The organism is Peterkaempfera griseoplana (assembly GCF_001418575.1).
Lineage (GTDB): Bacteria > Actinomycetota > Actinomycetes > Streptomycetales > Streptomycetaceae > Peterkaempfera > Peterkaempfera griseoplana.
This window is the reverse complement of sequence record NZ_LIQR01000447.1, coordinates 1-17339: the sequence shown is the minus strand read 5'-3', so window position 1 is coordinate 17339 and position 17339 is coordinate 1. Positions and strand designations below refer to the sequence as shown.

General features: G+C 72.1%; 19 protein-coding genes and 2 tRNA genes. 18 read left to right on the top strand and 3 right to left on the bottom strand.

The genetic code is table 11. The annotated features are described in order from the left end of the window. From AOK09_RS39590 to AOK09_RS29395, 6 genes are all read left to right on the top strand, one after another. Positions 1–138: TatD family hydrolase (locus AOK09_RS39590; protein ID WP_175609362.1), on the top strand; the 138-nt coding region annotated here is incomplete at its 5' end. Between the two features lie 75 nt (positions 139–213). Continuing rightward, positions 214–1854: an alpha/beta hydrolase gene (locus AOK09_RS29415; RefSeq protein ID WP_055590279.1), complete on the top strand. Its 1641-nt coding sequence runs from the start codon at positions 214–216 to the stop codon at positions 1852–1854. 101 nt (positions 1855–1955) lie between these two features. Then, positions 1956–2408 carry a hypothetical protein gene (locus AOK09_RS40505; RefSeq protein WP_063796109.1) on the top strand — a complete coding sequence of 151 codons (453 nt, stop codon included), beginning with the start codon at positions 1956–1958 and terminating at the stop codon, positions 2406–2408. A 20-nt stretch (positions 2409–2428) separates the two neighbouring features. After that, positions 2429–2749: a type VII secretion target gene (locus AOK09_RS40500; protein WP_055590277.1), complete on the top strand. Its 321-nt coding sequence runs from the start codon at positions 2429–2431 to the stop codon at positions 2747–2749. Positions 2750–2782: 33 nt separating this feature from the next. Continuing rightward, the gene (gene rsmA, locus AOK09_RS29400; RefSeq protein WP_055590276.1) at positions 2783–3667 is read left to right on the top strand and encodes a 16S rRNA (adenine(1518)-N(6)/adenine(1519)-N(6))-dimethyltransferase RsmA; all 885 of its coding nucleotides are present in this window, start codon (positions 2783–2785) and stop codon (positions 3665–3667) included. Between the two features lie 24 nt (positions 3668–3691). Next, complete coding sequence (locus tag AOK09_RS29395) at positions 3692–4633, top strand: 4-(cytidine 5'-diphospho)-2-C-methyl-D-erythritol kinase (RefSeq protein ID WP_055590275.1); 942 nt, start codon at positions 3692–3694, stop codon at positions 4631–4633. 116 nt (positions 4634–4749) lie between these two features. On the opposite strand, the gene AOK09_RS29390 is transcribed toward AOK09_RS29395, so the two are convergent. Further along, a complete protein-coding gene (locus AOK09_RS29390) occupies positions 4750–5325 on the bottom strand; it encodes a Uma2 family endonuclease (RefSeq protein WP_245687533.1) in 576 nt (191 codons plus the stop codon). 202 nt (positions 5326–5527) lie between these two features. On the opposite strand from AOK09_RS29390, the gene AOK09_RS29385 reads away from it, so the two are divergent. The 12 genes from AOK09_RS29385 to AOK09_RS29330 all read left to right on the top strand — a co-directional run bounded on the left by AOK09_RS29385 (position 5528) and on the right by AOK09_RS29330 (position 15793). Further along, the gene (locus AOK09_RS29385; protein WP_055590273.1) at positions 5528–7324 is read left to right on the top strand and encodes an ABC-F family ATP-binding cassette domain-containing protein; all 1797 of its coding nucleotides are present in this window, start codon (positions 5528–5530) and stop codon (positions 7322–7324) included. 177 nt (positions 7325–7501) lie between these two features. After that, positions 7502–7978, top strand: a complete 477-nt coding sequence (locus AOK09_RS29380) for a hypothetical protein (RefSeq protein ID WP_157876081.1) — start codon at positions 7502–7504, stop codon at positions 7976–7978. A 53-nt stretch (positions 7979–8031) separates the two neighbouring features. Continuing rightward, positions 8032–9630, top strand: coding sequence for a WXG100 family type VII secretion target (locus AOK09_RS29375; RefSeq protein WP_055590271.1), 1599 nt, complete (start codon positions 8032–8034; stop codon positions 9628–9630). A gap of 227 nt (positions 9631–9857) precedes the next feature. After that, on the top strand, positions 9858–11114 hold the full coding sequence (mycP, locus tag AOK09_RS29370) for a type VII secretion-associated serine protease mycosin (RefSeq protein ID WP_245687532.1): 1257 nt from the start codon (positions 9858–9860) through the stop codon (positions 11112–11114). A 60-nt stretch (positions 11115–11174) separates the two neighbouring features. Beyond that, a tRNA-Thr gene (locus AOK09_RS29365) sits at positions 11175–11247 on the top strand. 29 nt (positions 11248–11276) lie between these two features. Further along, positions 11277–11349 (top strand) — tRNA-Met (locus AOK09_RS29360). A gap of 82 nt (positions 11350–11431) precedes the next feature. Beyond that, positions 11432–11596 carry a 50S ribosomal protein L33 gene (gene rpmG, locus AOK09_RS29355; protein ID WP_004571794.1) on the top strand — a complete coding sequence of 55 codons (165 nt, stop codon included), beginning with the start codon at positions 11432–11434 and terminating at the stop codon, positions 11594–11596. Positions 11597–11685: 89 nt separating this feature from the next. Beyond that, the gene (locus AOK09_RS29350) at positions 11686–12138 is read left to right on the top strand and encodes a MaoC family dehydratase N-terminal domain-containing protein (protein WP_055590270.1); all 453 of its coding nucleotides are present in this window, start codon (positions 11686–11688) and stop codon (positions 12136–12138) included. An 8-nt stretch (positions 12139–12146) separates the two neighbouring features. Then, complete coding sequence (locus AOK09_RS29345; RefSeq protein WP_055590269.1) at positions 12147–12575, top strand: MaoC family dehydratase; 429 nt, start codon at positions 12147–12149, stop codon at positions 12573–12575. 49 nt (positions 12576–12624) lie between these two features. Next, a complete protein-coding gene (locus AOK09_RS29340) occupies positions 12625–13185 on the top strand; it encodes a TetR/AcrR family transcriptional regulator (protein ID WP_245687531.1) in 561 nt (186 codons plus the stop codon). 85 nt (positions 13186–13270) lie between these two features. Beyond that, the gene (locus tag AOK09_RS29335) at positions 13271–14668 is read left to right on the top strand and encodes a DHA2 family efflux MFS transporter permease subunit (RefSeq protein ID WP_055590280.1); all 1398 of its coding nucleotides are present in this window, start codon (positions 13271–13273) and stop codon (positions 14666–14668) included. A 66-nt stretch (positions 14669–14734) separates the two neighbouring features. Then, the gene (locus AOK09_RS29330) at positions 14735–15793 is read left to right on the top strand and encodes a UDP-N-acetylmuramate dehydrogenase (RefSeq protein ID WP_055590267.1); all 1059 of its coding nucleotides are present in this window, start codon (positions 14735–14737) and stop codon (positions 15791–15793) included. Between the two features lie 27 nt (positions 15794–15820). Here the strand turns inward: AOK09_RS29330 and AOK09_RS29325 are convergent, their stop codons facing one another. Both AOK09_RS29325 and AOK09_RS29320 read right to left on the bottom strand, forming a co-directional pair. Next, positions 15821–16870: an adenosine deaminase gene (locus tag AOK09_RS29325; protein WP_055590266.1), complete on the bottom strand. Its 1050-nt coding sequence runs from the start codon at positions 16868–16870 to the stop codon at positions 15821–15823. A gap of 101 nt (positions 16871–16971) precedes the next feature. Next, the coding region (locus AOK09_RS29320; RefSeq protein ID WP_157876080.1) for an aminotransferase class I/II-fold pyridoxal phosphate-dependent enzyme at positions 16972–17339 on the bottom strand (368 nt) is incomplete at its 5' end.

The window sequence follows — 17339 nt, the reverse complement described above, 5'->3', positions numbered from 1 at the left end:
GCCCCGTACCGCGGCCGCCCCAACGCCCCCTATCTCGTCCCGGTCACCCTGCGGGCCATGGCGAAGGTCAAGGGCGTCCCCGAGGACGATCTCGCCGCCGCCGTCGCCGCCAACACCGCCCGCGCCTTCGACTACTGAGCGTCACAACCTAGGATCGGGGGAACCCGGTCAGGCCGGGGCCGACGTGATGGACGGGGAAACGGGGACCCTGCGATGGCAAGCGACTTCACGCGCCTGATGAAACAGGACTTCGGCGATCTGGAGGCCGCAGCCCGGGCCTGGACCAAGGTCTCCGAGGACATGGACGGCTACGCGGCGCGTCACCGCACCCGGGTGACCGGGCCGCTGTACGCCAGCTGGAAGGGTGACGACGCCGACGCGGCCCTGTTCTACCTGGAGGACGTCGAGACCCGGTTCGGCGTGGTCCGCACCGAGGCCATGACCATCGGCACGGTCCTGGAGACCACCCGCTTCTGGATGGAGCAGGCCCAGACGGACCTGCGCAACGCCGTCAGCCGCGCCGAGGAGAACGGCTACGCCGTGGACGACGACGGCGTGCTCACCGACGCGCAGAGCGCCGCACTGCCGCACAACGACCCCGACGCCCAGGAACTCGCCCGCGGCCGCGGCAGCCTCCGGGTGGAACTCCAGGACCGGATCGACCAGGCCCTCCAGGACGCCCGCAAGGCCGGTGCCGACGGCGTCAGGGCACTGTCGTCCCTGGACGCCACCGTCACGGACCGCTTCAACGACGACGCCGCCGCCGAATCGGCCCACGACGTCACCGACGCCATGAAGGCCGTGGGCCTCCAGGGACCGCAGATCCCCGACGACCCCAAGGCCGCCGCCGAGTGGTGGAAGGTGCTCAGCCCCGAGGACCGCGCCCGGTACGAGACGCTCTACCCCGCGCAGATCGGCGCCACCGACGGCCTGCCCAGCGACGTCCGCGACAGCGCCAACCGGCTCGCCCTGGAGCAGGAGCTCAACGACGCCGAGTTCGGCGGCCCCGAGGACTTCCGGGACATCTCCAACGACGAGCGCAACAAGCGGATCCAGAACCTCCATGTGCTCAAGGACCGGCTCGACCGCGGGGACGGCGCCCCTCCGGGCAAGGAGCTCTACCTCCTCAACTACAAGTCCGCCCACGACGGCCAGGCCGTGATCGCCATGGGCAACCCCGACACCGCCGCCCACACCGCCGTACTGGTCCCCGGCACCAACACCACCATGGACTCGGTCGACGGCCAGCTGGGCCGCATCGGCAAACTCCAGAACTCCGCCGACAAGTGGAGCGACGGGCAGCCGGTGTCCACCATCATGTGGCTCGGCTACGACGCCCCCGAGGCGTCCGGCGGCGACCTCAACACCAGCGTCCTCAACAAGGGCCGCGCCGAGGACGGCGCCCCCGACCTGCGGCACTTCGTCGAGGGCACCCGCGCCGCCCAGGGCGACCGCCACGGCCACATCACCGTCATCGGCCACAGCTACGGCTCCACCACAGTCGGCGCGGCGGCCGCCGGGGGCCATGGCCTCGGCGCCGACGACATCGTGGTGGTCGGCAGCCCCGGCATGACCGTCGACCACGCGAGCGACCTCAACATGGACCCCTCGCACGTCTGGGTCGGCGCCGCCTCCGACGACCCGATCATCGACGACTTCTCCGACCTCACCCTGGGCGACAACCCCGCCGAGGAGCCCTTCGGCGGGCGCAACTTCGAGGTGGACACCCACGGCCACAGCGGCTACTGGGACGACGGCAGCGACAGCCTCGACAACCAGGGACGGATCATCGCGGGCGTACCGCCGGCGGAGGTCCCCAAGAACGACAACGACATCCCGCTGTTCCCCGGCTAGTCCCGCCTGCACCCCACCAGGAAGTCCCCACCGTGGCCAGGACCGGACCCCTCCGGCTCGCGCTGTTCGGCGCCGCCGCCCTTCTCCTCACGGGAGCCTGCATGTCCGACGACGCAAAGAACGACCCGCTGCCCCGGCTGAGCAGGGCACGCGCCACCCAGTGGGCCGAGGAGCACACCGCCCGCATGGCCGAGGCCGCCGGGGTGGAGCTCGACCGGGCGAGCGCCGAGGCGGCCTTCGAGGACTGCGTCGGACGGAAGGACGAGGTGGCGCACGACGGCCGCTACTCCCTCTTCTACACCGTCTACGCACCCGTGCCGAGGGAGCGGCACACGGACGTCGCCCGCAGGCTGCGGGCCGACTTCGAGAAGGAGGGGTTCCGCATCACGGGCTACCGGGAGTACCAGGACGACCGGCTCACCGCCCTGGTCGACGCCAAGGACGACGAGACCCGCTTCAGCCTCGCCACCGGCTCCGTCAGCCCCACCCGGTACCTCTTCTCCGTCCGGACCCCCTGCATGATCCCCCCGGGCGTCACCCAGCAGCCGCAGTAGCGGCGGAAGGAGCCACCACCGTGTCCCAGGACGTCGCCGTCAACCCGGCCGACCTGCGCGCCTCGGCGTCCGCAGCCGACGCCATCGCCGAGGAGATGAAGGAACCCAACGACAGGGCCGTCGCGGAGACCGCCGCCGCAGCCCGCACCATGTCCGGCTGGCCCCTGGCCGCCGCCCTCGACCAGCTCGCCACCGGCTGGAAGTCCGCCCTCCAGGGGATGCACGACCGGGTCACCGCAGGCGCGGGCAACCTCCGCAGCTGCGCCGACGGCCACGAGTGGAACGACGACCTCGTCGCCGACAACTTCGAGAACTTCGACGACCACTACGACGCCGGCTGAGGAGCCGGCCACCCGGGTCCGTACCCTGGGGGAGTGAGCACCAGCCCCAGCACAGACCCGACCGCCGACAGCCACCTGCTCGGCCCGGCCGACGTCCGCGAACTGGCCCGGGTCCTCGGCGTCCGGCCGACCAAGCAGCGCGGCCAGAACTTCGTCATCGACGCCAACACGGTGCGTCGCATCGTGCGCGCCGCCGAGGTCCGTCCCGACGACGTCGTGGTGGAGGTCGGCCCGGGCCTCGGCTCGCTCACCCTCGGCCTGCTGGAGGCCGCCGACCGGGTCACCGCGGTCGAGATCGACCCGCTGCTCGCCCAGCACCTGCCCGCCACCGTCGCCGCCCGGATGCCCGACCGCGCCGACCGCTTCGCGCTGGTGCACAGCGACGCCATGAACGTCACCGAACTGCCCGGCCCGCCGCCCACCGCACTGGTCGCCAACCTCCCCTACAACGTCGCCGTACCGGTGCTGCTCCACATGCTGGAGGCGTTCCCCAGCATCGAGCGCACCCTGGTGATGGTGCAGTCCGAGGTCGCCGACCGGCTCGCCGCCCGCCCGGGCAACAAGGTCTACGGCGTCCCCTCGGTCAAGGCCAACTGGTACGCCGAGGTCAAGCGCGCCGGAGCCATCGGCCGCAACGTCTTCTGGCCCGCCCCCAACGTCGACTCCGGCCTGGTGTCCCTGGTACGCCGGCAGCCGCCGTCCACCACCGCCGCGCGCCGGGAGGTCTTCGCCGTGGTCGACGCCGCCTTCGCCCAGCGCCGCAAGACGCTGCGCGCCGCACTGGCCGGCTGGGCCGGCTCCCCCGCCGCCGCCGAGGAGGCCCTCGCGGCCGCCGGCATCGACCACAAGCTGCGCGGTGAGGCCCTCACCGTCGAACAGTTCGCCGCCATCGCCGAGCACCGGCCCACCCCGGCCTGACCGCGCCCCAGGAGCCCACCCGCCGTGTCCGCCGCACCACAGCCGTCCGTCACCGTACGCGTCCCCGCCAAGGTCAACGTCCAGCTCGCCGTCGGCGGACGCCGCCCCGACGGCTTCCACGACCTGGCCAACGTCTTCTTCGCCGTGGCGCTCGGCGACGAGGTGACCGCCACCCCCGCCGACACCCTGCGGATCACCGTCTCCGGCCCGGACGCCGACCAGGTCCCCACCGACGACAGCAACCTCGCCGCCCGCGCCGCCCGGCTGCTCGCCCGGCACCACGGCCTGCGACCGGACGTCCATCTGCACATCGCCAAGGACATCCCCGTCGCCGGCGGCATGGCCGGCGGCAGCGCCGACGGGGCGGCGGCCCTGGTCGCCTGCGACGCCCTCTGGGGCACCGGCACCCCCCGGGACGTGCTGCTGGACCTCGCCGCGGAACTCGGCTCCGATGTGCCCTTCGCCCTGCTCGGCGGCGTCGCCCTGGGCCACGGCCGCGGGGAGATCCTGCGGCCGCTGCCGGTGGGCGGCACCTTCCACTGGGTCTTCGCCGTCGCGGACGGCGGCCTGTCCACCCCCGCCGTCTTCCGCGAGTGCGACCGGCTGCGCGACGAGGCCGGCACCGGCTCCGACACCGCATCCGTCCCCGACCCGCAGGCCGACCCCGTACTGCTCCGCGCCCTCGCCGACGGAGACCCCGCCGCCCTGGCCGCCGCCCTCACCAACGACCTCCAGGCCGCCGCGCTCTCCCTGCGCCCGGCCCTGGCCGCCACCCTGCGGGCCGGTGCCGACGGCGGAGCCATCGGCACCCTGGTCTCCGGCTCCGGGCCCACCTGCGCCTTCCTGGCCAAGGACGCCGAGTCCGCGGTGTCCGTCGCCGAGGCGCTCGCCGCCTCCGGCACCTGCCGGTCCGTCCGGGTCACCCACGGCCCGGTCCCCGGCGCCGCCGTCACCACGGCGGACTGAGGCACCTCGGACACCGTCCACGGCACGGGCCGGGCTCCCGTGGCCCGGGCCGTCGGCCGGGACGGGCGCACGGCGGACAGTGGTGCGGCGACTCCGACGCGGGGCGGACGAGACGCCTAGCGGACCAGGTCCTTGACGTCCATGGAGACGGGGAGCGGGACAGGGACGTCGAGCCGGTCGCGATACACACCCGTGGCGACATAGGCCCGGGTGGTGTCGTCCAGCTCGTAGGTGTGGACCGCGGGGAGGCCGTTCTCGTCCTCGACGCGCCAGAGATGTCGGATGCCCGCGTCTGCGTACAGCCCCGGCTTGTAGCGGCGGTCGCGGTCCTCCGATTCGGCGGACACCACCTCGACCACCAGCTCGACCTCCTCCGCGAGAAAGCGGGTGCGCTCCGGCGCATAAGGCACCGAGGCGACGACGACGTCGGGCTCCGGGCGGCTGCGTCGGTTGAGCTTCACGGTCATCTGCGCTTCGACGGTCCAGTCAACGGGGGCGACGCCCTCCAGTGCGGCGGTGAGCCGGCGAATGACCCGGTCGTGCCAGCTGCGCTGCGGGGACATGTTGAAGATCAGCGCTCCGTCCAGCAGCTCGATATGCCGGGGGGCGTCGGCGGGGAGCAGATCGAGGTCGTCGGCCTCCCACCCGCTGTCCCGGGGCGGATACATCCATGGCGGCAGCGCGATACTCAAGGTGACGCTCCCTCCTCAGACCGCCGTCGCTCCGAACTGAAATCAAGAATGCCACGCGAACGTGGCCCGTCTCACTGTCCTGTGCGTCGGACCCGCTGACCGGTGCAGGCGTTCGATGCGAGGCCTCGGCGGGCCGGGATGCGGTCCGCGGCGACTAGGCTGAGGGGGTCGGTCGTCCGCAGTCCTTGGGAGCACAGCACCTGTGGCAGTCAACTTGGCCACCCTCGAATCCGTCGGCAAGGTCTACGGCACCCGTGCCCTCCTCGACGGCGTCACCCTCGGCGTCAGCGAGGGCGACCGGATCGGCGTCGTCGGCCGCAACGGTGACGGCAAGACCACCCTGATCCGCATGCTCGCCAGGCTGGAGGAGCCCGACAGCGGCCGGGTCACCCACTCCGGCGGCCTGCGGCTCGGCGTCCTCACCCAGCACGACTCGCTGGACCCCGCCGCCACGGTCCGCCACGAGGTCGTCGGCGACCGCGCCGACCACGAGTGGGCCGGTGACGCCCGCATCCGGGACATCCTCACCGGCCTCTTCGGCGGCCTGGACCTGCCCGGCTTCCCGCAGGGCCTGGACACCGTGATCGGCCCGCTCTCCGGTGGCGAGCGGCGTCGGATCGCGCTGGCCAAGCTGCTGCTGGAGGAGCACGACCTGGTGGTGCTGGACGAGCCCACCAACCACCTGGACGTCGAAGGCATCGCCTGGCTCGCCAGCCACCTCCAGGCCCGGCGCTCCGCCCTGGTCTGCGTCACACACGACCGCTGGTTCCTCGACCAGGTCTGCACCCGGATGTGGGACGTCCAGCGCGGCGACGTCCACGAGTACGAGGGCGGCTACTCCGACTACGTCTTCGCCCGGGCCGAGCGCTCGCGGATCGCCGCCACCGAGGAGACCAAGCGGCAGAACCTCGTCCGCAAGGAGCTGGCCTGGCTCCGCCGCGGCGCCCCCGCCCGCACCTCCAAGCCCCGCTTCCGGGTCGAGGCGGCCAATGAGCTGATCGCCGACGTGCCGCCGCCGCGCGACCGCAGCGAGCTGATGAAGTTCGCCAACTCCCGGCTCGGCAAGACCGTGTTCGAGCTCAAGGACGTCAGCATCCAGGCCGGCCCCAAGCAGCTGCTCTCCCACCTCACCTGGCAGCTCGGCCCCGGCGACCGCGTCGGCCTGCTCGGCGTCAACGGCTCCGGCAAGACCTCGCTGATGCGTGCCCTCGCCGACGCCGCGACCAGCGACGGCGACAAGCAGCCCACCGCAGGCACCGTCAAGGTCGGCAGGACCGTGAAGCTCGCCTACCTCTCCCAGGAGGTCGCCGAACTCGACCCCGAGTGGCGGGTGCTGGAGGCCGTGGAGCGGGTCCGCCAGCGCGTCGACCTCGGCAAGGGCCGCGAGATGTCCGCCGGGCAGCTCTGCGAGCAGTTCGGCTTCGGCAAGGACAAGCAGTGGACCCCGGTCGGCGACCTGTCGGGCGGTGAGCGCCGCCGGCTGCAGCTGCTGCGGCTGCTGATGGACGAGCCCAACGTCCTCTTCCTCGACGAGCCCACCAACGACCTCGACATCGAGACCCTCACCCAGCTGGAGGATCTCCTCGACGGCTGGCCGGGCTCCATGATCGTGGTCAGCCACGACCGGTACTTCATCGAGCGCACCACCGACACCCAGTACGCCCTGCTCGGCGACCGCACCATGCGGATGCTCCCGGGCGGCGTCGACGAGTACCTCCAGCGCCGCGCCCGCATCGCCGAGGCGGCGGCCGCCGCGGTGACCCCCGCCGCCACCGCCGCGAAGCCGGCCGGCGACACCAGGGCGGTCAAGAAGGAGCTGCAGCGGATCGAGCGTCAGCTCGCCAAGCTGGAGGAGCAGGAGGCCAAGCTGCATGCCCAGATGGCCGAGCACGCCACCGACTTCTCCCGCATCGCCGAACTCGACTCCCAGCTCAGGGCGGTGAAGGACGAGCACGACGAGCTGGAGCTGCGCTGGCTCGAACTCGCCGAGGACGCCTGACCGTTGGCGGTCCGCAGAATCCGTACGTACCAAATCTGTACCAAGGACGATCGTCGGGAACCTGCCCCGTGACGCGTTGACACCAGCCCTCGCTAAGCTGTTGTCGACGAGTGAAACCGACGATGCATGAATGCGCGGTCCCCTGGAGAGCGCCGCGCACGGGGGAGGTGTTCAACGGTGCAGATTGCTGATGGCGGCGGTGGCTACGCCGTCGGAGCGGCGGCAGGCGTTGTCGGCGGCAGCATGGCCGCACTGGTGGCGTCCGTCGGTGCCGGCGCGGTCCGCGTGGAGGTGGAGAACCTCAAGGACTTCAAGAGCAAGGTCGACCGGATGCTGCAGGACCTGGAGGGTTCCTCGGCCTCCCACTCGCAGATCTCGGAACAGCGGCTGAGCCACGGGCACCTCGGTGCCGGGTTCGGCGAGGCCACCGACCTGCTGGCGGCCTACAACAACGTCCACACCAACCTCGAGACGCTGTCCCAGACGCTCGCCCAGCAGATCGAGGCCATGAGCATCACCATCGACGTCTCCACCAAGGGGTACCAGAACGTCGAGGAGACCCGGGTCGCCGAACTCTGGAAGATCCGCGACCGGACGGAGGCCGCCCAGCAGCCGCCGCAGCACTTCAGCGGCACCAAGCAGGGCGAGTTCTAGCCCGCCTGCGGGCAGTACGGACACGGACGAACACCAACGGGGAAGGTGGAGCAGTGCCCCACAAGTCGAACTTCGAGGGAGAGAGCCACAGCAAGCTCAGGGCGATGGTCGAGTCCTCGGACCCGGCCTTCGTCATGGACGTGGGCGCTCGACTGACCAACGCTCACCAGGTCATGAACGACATCGGCAACGACCTGATGGACCGCATGAACGCCCTCGACTGGACGGGCGCCGCGGCCGACTCCTTCAAGGACTGGGGACGACAGGTCAGCAAGGCGACCCTGGAGCTGTCCGAGTACTCGGGCACCGCGGGCACCTACATGACCAGTGCGGGCGAGACTCTGAGCACGGCCAAGAAGGCCATGCCGGAGGTCCCCGAGAACGACATCAAGACGGTCGCCAAGCACCGCTCGCAGCCCTCGGCGCGCGTCGGCGGCGGCCTCCTCGGCGGCCTGGTCGGCGGACCGCTGGGCGCCGTCGCGGGCAGCGTGGTGGGCGACAAGGCGATGAACGCGGTCGACCCCAACTGGGTCACCGACGCGGAGGCCCACGCCGCCCAGACCCGCATCGACTCGGCGCACCAGCAGGCCATCGCGCAGATGGAGAAGGTGGGCCAGTCGTACGAGGAGTCCAGCTCCCGGATGAGGGCGGCGACGGTACCGGTCTTCCCGCCGACGCCCGAGACGCTGATGCCGCCTCGGCCGGTCAACGTGGACGGCGGCAGTCAGATCCCGAGCGGCAGGACGAGCGGTACCAGCTCCTCCTCCAAGGGAAGCTCGACGGGCGGCACCGTCCAGGGCACCAGGAGCGTGACCCACCAGGACACCCTGGTTCAGGGAAGCACGGTCAAGGGGACCGTGAAGTCCCCGGTCAAGAGCCCGACGACCGGCGGGACCGGCAAGCCGCCGGCGAACACCGGCATCGACAGTGTCACCCTCTCACCGCCGCCCACCTCGCCGACCAACAACAGCCCTGCGCTGCCTGTGTCGAACGGCCCGACCGGAAGTGGCAACACCTTCGTCCCGCCGGGCGGCGGATTCCCGGGCGGCAAGCTTCCCGCGGGAGGCGGCGGCCTGGGACTCGGTGGCGGCAAGGTCCGGCCCGGTTACAACGGCGGAGTCGTCGGTGAGGGCGAAGGCGGCCTGGTGGGCGGTTCCAGCCGTCGCCCCGGCTACGGCGGGACGACCATCGGTGCCGAGGAGGGCGCGCACGCGAGCGGCGCCGGGCGTACGTCCGGTGTCGGCGGCACCGGGTCGCGAGGTGCGGGCTCCCGGGGCACGGGCGGCGGTGCCTTCGGAGACATGGAGGAGGGGCACGGCGGAGCGGGCGGTGCGCACGGCGGCGCCAGTGGCGGCGCTCGTGGTGGCGCCCGCGGAGGTTCCGGACGTCGCCTTGCGACGGAGGAGGGCGGCATGGTCGGCGGTCGCCGCGGCCGCGGCGCAGCCGGGGAGTTCACGCCGGGTGGATCCGGTCTGCGGGCCCGCGGTGGCGGGGCCGGAAACGGGCCGGAGGGCCAGGGAGGCATGCCGGGCCACGGAGCCGGTGGCCGCAAGTCCAAGGACCGGCGTGGCCAGCGCCCGGACTACCTGGTCGAGGACGAGGAGACCTGGATGTCAGGTTCCACCGACAGCAACCCGACCGTGATTGAGTAGCACGAGACACCGCTGCCCGGCTTCGCAGAACCCTGCGGGCCGGGCAGCTGTCTGAGTCACCCGCGCCACGAGGAGACAGAACCATGCTTCAGACGGCCACGAAGATGCCGCGACGCATCGCAGGTCTAACGGCGTCGGTGGGCGTCCTCCTGCTCGGAGGCGTGACGGCAGCCGCCCCCGCGGCCGCCACGGGCTCCATCCGTGCTCAGCAGTGGCACCTTGACGCCATGAAGGCGCCTCAGATGTGGCAGACCTCGACGGGCAAGGGCGTAACCGTCGCTGTGATCGACTCGGGAGTCGAGGCTGACCACCCCGACCTGGCAGGCCAGGTGCTGCCGGGCAAGAACTTCTCGGGGCTGGCAGGTGGTGCCACCACTGACGTGGACGGCCACGGAACCGGCATGGCCGACCTGATCGCGGGAACGGGGAAGGGTCAGGGAGGCCAGGGAGCCTACGGCCTAGCCCCGGGGGCCAAGATCCTCCCGATCAGGCTCAACACCGGTGCCAGTGGAGCCAACGAGGAGGAACACGGGGCGGAGTACCGCCACCAACTGAGCGAGGCGCTCCGCTACGCGGCGGACAGCAACTCCCAGATCATCAGCATCTCTCAGGCGACGCCTGACTCCGACAGCGAGCTGGCGAGCGCTGTCTCCTACGCGGTCGGCAAGGGGAAGCTCGTCGTCGCCGGCGTGGGGAACAGCGGCGCGACGGGCAATCCGGTCTTCTATCCCGCAGCGCTGCCGGGTGTGGTGGGAGTCGCAGCCATCGACCGCAACGGCCAGGCCACCGCCGAGTCGGAGCACGGACCGCAGGTCGACCTGGCAGCGCCCGGCGCGGACATCGCGAGGGCGTGCACCGGTCAGTCCGGCTACTGCAAGACCCACGGCACCAGTGACGCCACAGCCCTGGTCTCAGGCTCCGCCGCGCTGGTGTGGGCCAAGCACCCGGACTGGACGGCCAACCAGGTGCTGCGGGTGCTGGTCAACACCGCGGGCAAGGACGGCAGCGGGCGGAGCGACTTCCTCGGCTACGGCGTGGTGCGGCCGCGGATCGCGCTGACCACTCCGGGGGACCCCGGGCCGGCCGATGTGGATCCGCTGGCGGCGTCCGGCAAGCCGGCCGACCCCGGTACCTCCGCCCCTGCGGCCTCCCCCTCCGACGGGGGCGCTTCGTCGGCGCCGGGGGATGCGGCGAAGCCGTCCTCGTCCGCCGCGCCCGCTCCTGCGACCGCGTCGGACGACGGCGGCAGCGGGGCCGGGATGTGGATCGGCATCGGTGCCGCGGTGCTGGTGGTGGTCGCGATCGTGGCCGTGGTTCTGGCGCGCCGGGGCCGTGGTGGCAGCGGTGGCGGTGGTGGCAACCCGCCGTCGGGCGGGTACGGCGGCGGTCAGTACGGCGGCCAGTACGGGAACCAGTACAGCGCTCCGCAGCCGCCGTACCAGGCGCCCCCGGCAGGTGGCGGCTTCGGCCCGCCGCAGCAGTAGGCGGTCGGCGCGGGTCGATTTCGTGTTCGCGCCGATGACCGTGTAATCTCTTCTTCGCCCGCCCCAATAGCTCAGTCGGCAGAGCGTCTCCATGGTAAGGAGAAGGTCTACGGTTCGATTCCGTATTGGGGCTCTGGTGAGCAGGTTCGTCCTGGTCATCCAAGCGGTGTAGCTCAGTCGGTAGAGCAAGCGGCTCATAATCGCTGTGTCACCGGTTCAAGTCCGGTCACCGCTACCCCGCGTAGCCGGTCGGGGGGACGTGCTCCCGATCGGCTACTCTTGTTGCGTTCACCCGTCTGTCCGAGGAAGGCACTCCTGTGGCTGCCACTGACGTCCGCCCGAAGATCACGCTGGCCTGCGTGGAGTGCAAGGAGCGGAACTACATCACCAAGAAGAACCGGCGTAACGACCCGGACCGTCTTGAGATGAAGAAGCACTGCCCGCGCTGCAACGCTCACACCGCGCACCGCGAGACCCGCTGACACCTGTCGTCAGGCCTTTCGGCTCCAGGCCGTCCCCCCAGCGGGGACGGCCTGGAGCCGTTTGACGCTTCCGTATCCAAGGAGCCGTTATGCCGCTGGACCCCTCCTTCATCGGGCGGTCCTATCCGCCCACCCCGGCCTACGAGGTGGGCCGGGAGAAGATCCGTGAGTTCGCCGACGCAGTCGGGGACGCCAGTCCCGCCTACCGGGACGCCGACGCGGCCAAGGCGCTGGGGCACCCCGATGTGATCGCCCCGCCGACCTTTCCGTTCCTGATCACCTACCGGGCCGCCGCCCAGGTGGTGGAGGACCCGGAGCTCGGACTGGATTTCACCCGGGTGGTCCACGGTGACCAGCGCTTTGTGTACACCCGTCCGGTGCGGGCCGGTGACCGGCTGTCCGTCACGGTGACCATCGACGCGATCAAGTCGCTGGCGGGCAATGACATCCTGACGGTGCGCGGCGAGGTGCACGAGTCCGGCGGCGACCATGTGGTGACGTCGTTCATGACGCTGGTGGCGCGTGCCGCCGCGGGGGAGTGAGCGCAGCGATGGCGACAAGCATCGACTACGACGAGATCGAGGTCGGCAGTGAGCTGCCGGCGCAGTCCTTCCCGATCGACCGGGCCGCCCTGGTGCGGTACGCGGGGGCCTCGGGCGACTTCAACCCGATCCACTGGAACGAGCGGTTCGCCCGTGAGGTCGGCCTGCCGGATGTGATCGCCCACGGCATGTTCACCATGGCCGAGGCGGCCCGGGTGGTCACCGACTGGCTCGGCGACCCCGGCGCGGTGGTCGACTACGGGGTGCGCTTCACCCGTCCCGTGGTGGTGCCGGACGACGGCACCGGCGCGCTGGTGGAGGTGACCGCCAAGGTGGGCGCCAAGCTGGACGGGCGCCGGGTGCGGGTGGACCTCACCGCGGTGAGCGGGGACCAGAAGGTGCTGGGGATGGCCAGGGCCGTGGTCCAGCTGGCCTGAGCCGGCGTCGGCCTTGACATGGTTAGTGAGTGGCCAATAACTTAATCGCATGGCAGGGACGAGCACCCGGATGAGTGCGGCCGAGCGGCGCGAGAGCGTCGTGCGGGCCGCCATCACCGAGTTCGCCCGGGGCGGCTATGTCGGCACCTCCACGGAGGCCATCGCCCGCCGCGTCGGGGTGTCCCAGCCGTACCTCTTCCGGCTCTTCCCCAACAAGCAGGCGATCTTCGTGGCCGCGGCGACCCGCTGCATCGAGGAGACCCGGCTGGCCTTCGAGCGTGCGGCCGAGGGGCTGGAGCCCGAGCAGGTGCACGACGCCCTGGGGGCGGAGTACCTGAGGCTCATCGACGGCGACCGCGACATGCTGCTGATGCAGATGCAGATCTACGTCGCGGTGGCCTCGGCCGAGGCGTCGGGCGAGGACGGCCTGGGCGTGGCGATCCGGCCGCGCTGGGCCGAGCTGTGGGACTGGGTGCACCTGCGGATGGGCGCCGACACGGAGCAGGCCACCCAGTTCATGGCCTGCGGGATGCTGATCAACGTACTGGTGTCGCTGGGCTTCCCGGTGACGGACCGGGTCTGGGCCGGCCTCGTGGACTGCACGGAGTGATCCGCGGTCTGCGGGACCGGCCTTTTTTCGGACCCGAAAAGTTATTGATCGATAACTAATCAGAGGGATCGACTCCATGCGCAAGATGGTCTGGGCGCTGGTCATCACCAGTCTCGCCGGCTTCATGGCCGCACTCGACAACCTCGTCGTCACCACGGCGCTCCCCGCCATCCGCAAGGACCTCGGCGGCGGACTCTCCGACCTGGAGTGGACGGTCAGCGCCTACACCCTCACCTTCGCGGTGCTGCTGATGACCGGAGCCGCCCTCGGCGACCGCTTCGGCCGCCGCCGGATGTTCCTCACCGGTATCGCCGTCTTCACCGCAGGCTCCGCAGCCGCCGCCCTCGCCCCCGGAATGGGTGAGCTCATCGCGGCCCGCGCCGCCCAGGGCGTCGGCGCCGCGATCCTGATGCCGCTCACCCTGACCCTGCTGACCGCCGCCGTCCCCGCCGAACGCCGCGGCCTGGCGTTCGGCATCTGGGGCGCCGTCAACGGCCTCGCCGTCGCCACCGGCCCGCTGATCGGCGGCACCGTGGTGCAGCACATCTCCTGGCAGTGGATCTTCTGGCTGAACGTCCCCGTGGGCCTCGCCCTGCTGCCGTTCGCCCGGCTGCGGCTCGCCGAGAGCCGCGGCGCCGGCAGCCGACTGGACATCCCCGGCACGGTGCTCGCCAGCGCCGGCCTCTTCGGCATCGTCTACGCCCTGGTCCGTGGCAACACCGACGGCTGGACCAGCGCCTGGGTCCTCACCGGCCTGACCGCCGGCGCCGCACTGCTCGCCGCCTTCGTGGGCTGGGAGCTGCGGACGCGGACACCGATGCTGCCGATGCGGCTCTTCCGCAGCCGCGCCTTCTCCGCCGTCAACGCGGCCAGCCTGCTGATGTTCCTCGGCATGTTCGGCTCGATCTTCCTGCTGAGCCAGTTCCTGCAGGGCGTCGGCGGCTACTCGCCGATGCAGGCCGGGGTGCGGATGCTGCCCTGGACCGGTATGCCCATGCTGGTCGCGCCGATCGCCGGCATCCTCAGCGACCGCATCGGCGGACGCCCCGTGGTGGCGCTGGGCCTCGTCCTCCAGGCGGCCGGACTGGCGATGTTCGCCCTGATCCTCTCGCCGGACGTCTCCTACGCCGCCCAGGTGCCCGCGCTGATCGTCTGCGGGGTCGGCATGGCGCTGTTCTTCGCTCCCACCGCCAACCTGGTGATGGCCAGTGTCGCCACCCATGAGCAGGGCATCGCCTCGGGGGCCAACAACGCCCTGCGGGAGCTCGGCGGAGCCCTCGGCGTGGCCGTCCTCTCCGCTGTCTTCTCCGCCCGCGGCGGCTACACCTCGGGGCAGTCCTTCACCGACGGCCTGGTGCCCGCCCTGTGGACCGGTTCCGCGGCCATCGCCCTCGCCGCCGTCGCGGCGCTGCTGATCCCCCGCCGCCGCACCGCCGCCCCGGCCGAGGCCGAGTCCGCGCCGGTCCTCCAGCCGGTCGCCTGACCACGGCCCCCCGCCGCCCCGCTCCGCCCCGGCGGCGGGGCGGCGGCCTGCCCGTACGCTGTTCCCGTGCAGGTACTCCACGACGCCCCGCTCGCCCCACTGACCACCTTCCGCCTCGGCGGCCCGGCCCGCAGGCTGGTCACCGCCACCACCGACGCCGAGGTCGTCGAGGCCGTCCAGGAGGCCGACCGGGCGGGGGAGCCGCTGCTGCTCCTCGGCGGCGGCTCCAACCTGGTCATCGGCGACAAGGGGTTCGACGGCACCGTGCTGCGGATCGCCACCGCCGGCTTCGCGGTGCGCGGAGAGGTGCTGGAACTGGCCGCCGGCGAGGTCTGGACCGACGCGGTGGCCCGCACCGTCGAGCTGGGGTTCGCCGGGATCGAGTTCCTGGCCGGCATCCCCGGCTCGGCCGGCGCCACGCCGGTGCAGAACGTCGGCGCGTACGGGCAGGAGGTCTCCACCACCGTCACCGAGGTGGTCGCCTACGACCGCCGCAGCGGGGAGACGGTCGTCATCCCCGGCGCCGAGTGCGGGTTCTCCTACCGCAGCAGCCGCTTCAAGGCCGACCCCGAGCGATACGTGGTGCTGCGGGTCCGCTTCGCCCTGGAGGACGCCGGAGGGCTCTCCGCCCCCGTGAAGTACGCCGAGGTGGCCCGGACCCTGGGCGTCGGCCAGGGCGAGCGGGTACCGCTGGCCACCGCCCGCGAGACCGTGCTGGCGCTGCGCGCCGGGAAGGGCATGGTGCTCGACCCGGCCGACCACGACACCTGGTCGGCGGGGTCCTTCTTCACCAACCCGATCCTGGACGAGGCCGAGTGGGCCGCCTTCCTGGACCGTGCCCGCGACCACCTCGGCCCCGACGCCGCGCCGCCCGTCTACCCGGCGGGCGACGGGCTGCTGAAGACCTCTGCGGCCTGGCTGATCGACCGCGCCGGCTTCGCCAAGGGCTGGGGCGACGGTCCGGCCCGTATCTCCACCAAGCACACCCTGGCCCTCACCAACCGGGGCGACGCCACCACCGAGGACCTGCTGGCGCTGGCCCGCGAGGTCCGCGACGGGGTGCTGCGGGTGTTCGGCGTGTCGCTGGTGAACGAGCCGGTGCTGGTGGGGGCCGGACCGCTCTGACCGCCGCGGGCCCCGCGCGGCGTCCGGTCAGGCGGTCAGCCAGGCGTCGATCCCGGCCAGCAGCCGGGCCCGGGCGTCGTCCGGGGCGCGGGAGGCGCGAACCGACTGGCGGGCCAGCTCGGCCAGCTCGGCGTCGGTGAAGCCCTGGGCGTCCCGGGCCAGGTCGTACTGGGCGGCGAGCCGGGAGCCGAAGAGCAGCGGGTCGTCCGCGCCCAGCGCCATCGGCACGCCCGCGTCGAAGAGCCGGCGCAGCGGTACGTCCTCGGGCTTCTCGTAGACGCCCAGCGCGACATTGGAGGCCGGGCAGACCTCGCAGGTGATCTGCCGGTCGGCGAGCCTGCGCATCAGCCGGTCGTCCTCGGCGGCCCGCACCCCGTGGCCGATCCGGCCGGCGCCCAGGTCGTCCAGGCAGTCCCGGACGCTCTCCGGCCCCGACAGCTCGCCGCCGTGCGGGGCGGCCAGCAGCCCGCCCCGGCGCGCGATGTCGAAGGCGCGGTCGAAGTCGCGGGCCAGCCCGCGCCGCTCGTCGTTGGAGAGGCCGAACCCCACCACGCCCTGGTCGGCGTAGCGGACCGCCAGCCGGGCCAGGGTGCGGGCGTCCATCGGGCTCTTCATCCGGTTCGCGGCGACCAGCACCCGCATGCCGACCCCGGTGGCCGCCGAGGCGTCCCGCACCGCGTCCAGGATCAGCTCCAGGGCGGGGATCAGCCCGCCGAGACGGGGGGCGTACGAGGTGGGGTCGACCTGGATCTCCAGCCAGCCGGAGCCGTCCGCACGCTCGTCCTCGGCGGTCTCCCGGACCAGCCGCCGGATGTCCTGCTCGTCGCGGAGCACCGAGCGGGCCATGTCGTACAGCCGCTGGAAGCGGAACCAGCCGCGTTCGTCGGTGGCCCGGAGTTTGGGGGGCTCGCCCGAGCTCAGCGCCTCGGGGAGGTGCACACCGTGCTTGTCGGCCAGTTCCAGCAGGGTGCCGGGCCGCATCGAGCCGGTGAAGTGCAGATGCAGATGGGCCTTGGGCAGCAGCCGGACGTCGCGCTGGGGGGCTGGCTCGGGGGCGGGGGAGTGCAGGTGGTCCATTGACCGATTCTGCCGTGCCGGCGGTGCGTTGCGGCACCGTACCCGCGAAAACGCGCCGGGACCCGCCGTGCGGGCGGGTCCCGGCGCGTACGGGTGAGGGGTCAGTCGCGGGCCTCGCCCAGCAGCTTCTGCAGCCGGGAGACGCCCTCCACCAGGTCGTCGTCGCCCAGGGCGTAGGACAGCCGCAGATAGCCCGGGGTGCCGAAGGCCTCGCCCGGGACCACCGCGACCTCGGCCTCGTCCAGGATCAGCGCGGCCAGCTCGACCGAGCTCTGCGGGCGCTTGCCGCGGATCTCCTTGCCCAGCAGGGCCTTCACCGACGGGTAGGCGTAGAAGGCGCCCTCGGGCTCGGGGCAGGTGACGCCGTCGATCTCGTTGAGCATCCGCACGATGGTGCGGCGGCGGCGGTCGAAGGCGGTGCGCATGGCGTCGACGGCCGACAGGTCGCCGCTGACCGCGGTCAGCGCCG

What these genes read in the sequence shown, in the direction of transcription:
- AOK09_RS29415 (WP_055590279.1), top strand. Translation starts at nt 214, where the DNA reads ATGGCAAGCGACTTCACGCGCCTGATGAAACAGGACTTCGGCGATCTG.
- AOK09_RS40505 (WP_063796109.1), top strand. Translation starts at nt 1,956, where the DNA reads ATGTCCGACGACGCAAAGAACGACCCGCTGCCCCGGCTGAGCAGGGCA.
- mycP (WP_245687532.1), top strand. Translation starts at nt 9,858, where the DNA reads ATGAAGGCGCCTCAGATGTGGCAGACCTCGACGGGCAAGGGCGTAACC.
- AOK09_RS29350 (WP_055590270.1), top strand. Translation starts at nt 11,686, where the DNA reads ATGCCGCTGGACCCCTCCTTCATCGGGCGGTCCTATCCGCCCACCCCG.
- AOK09_RS29345 (WP_055590269.1), top strand. Translation starts at nt 12,147, where the DNA reads ATGGCGACAAGCATCGACTACGACGAGATCGAGGTCGGCAGTGAGCTG.
- AOK09_RS29340 (WP_245687531.1), top strand. Translation starts at nt 12,625, where the DNA reads ATGGCAGGGACGAGCACCCGGATGAGTGCGGCCGAGCGGCGCGAGAGC.
- AOK09_RS29335 (WP_055590280.1), top strand. Translation starts at nt 13,271, where the DNA reads ATGGTCTGGGCGCTGGTCATCACCAGTCTCGCCGGCTTCATGGCCGCA.
- AOK09_RS29325 (WP_055590266.1), bottom strand. Translation starts at nt 16,870, where the DNA reads ATGGACCACCTGCACTCCCCCGCCCCCGAGCCAGCCCCCCAGCGCGAC.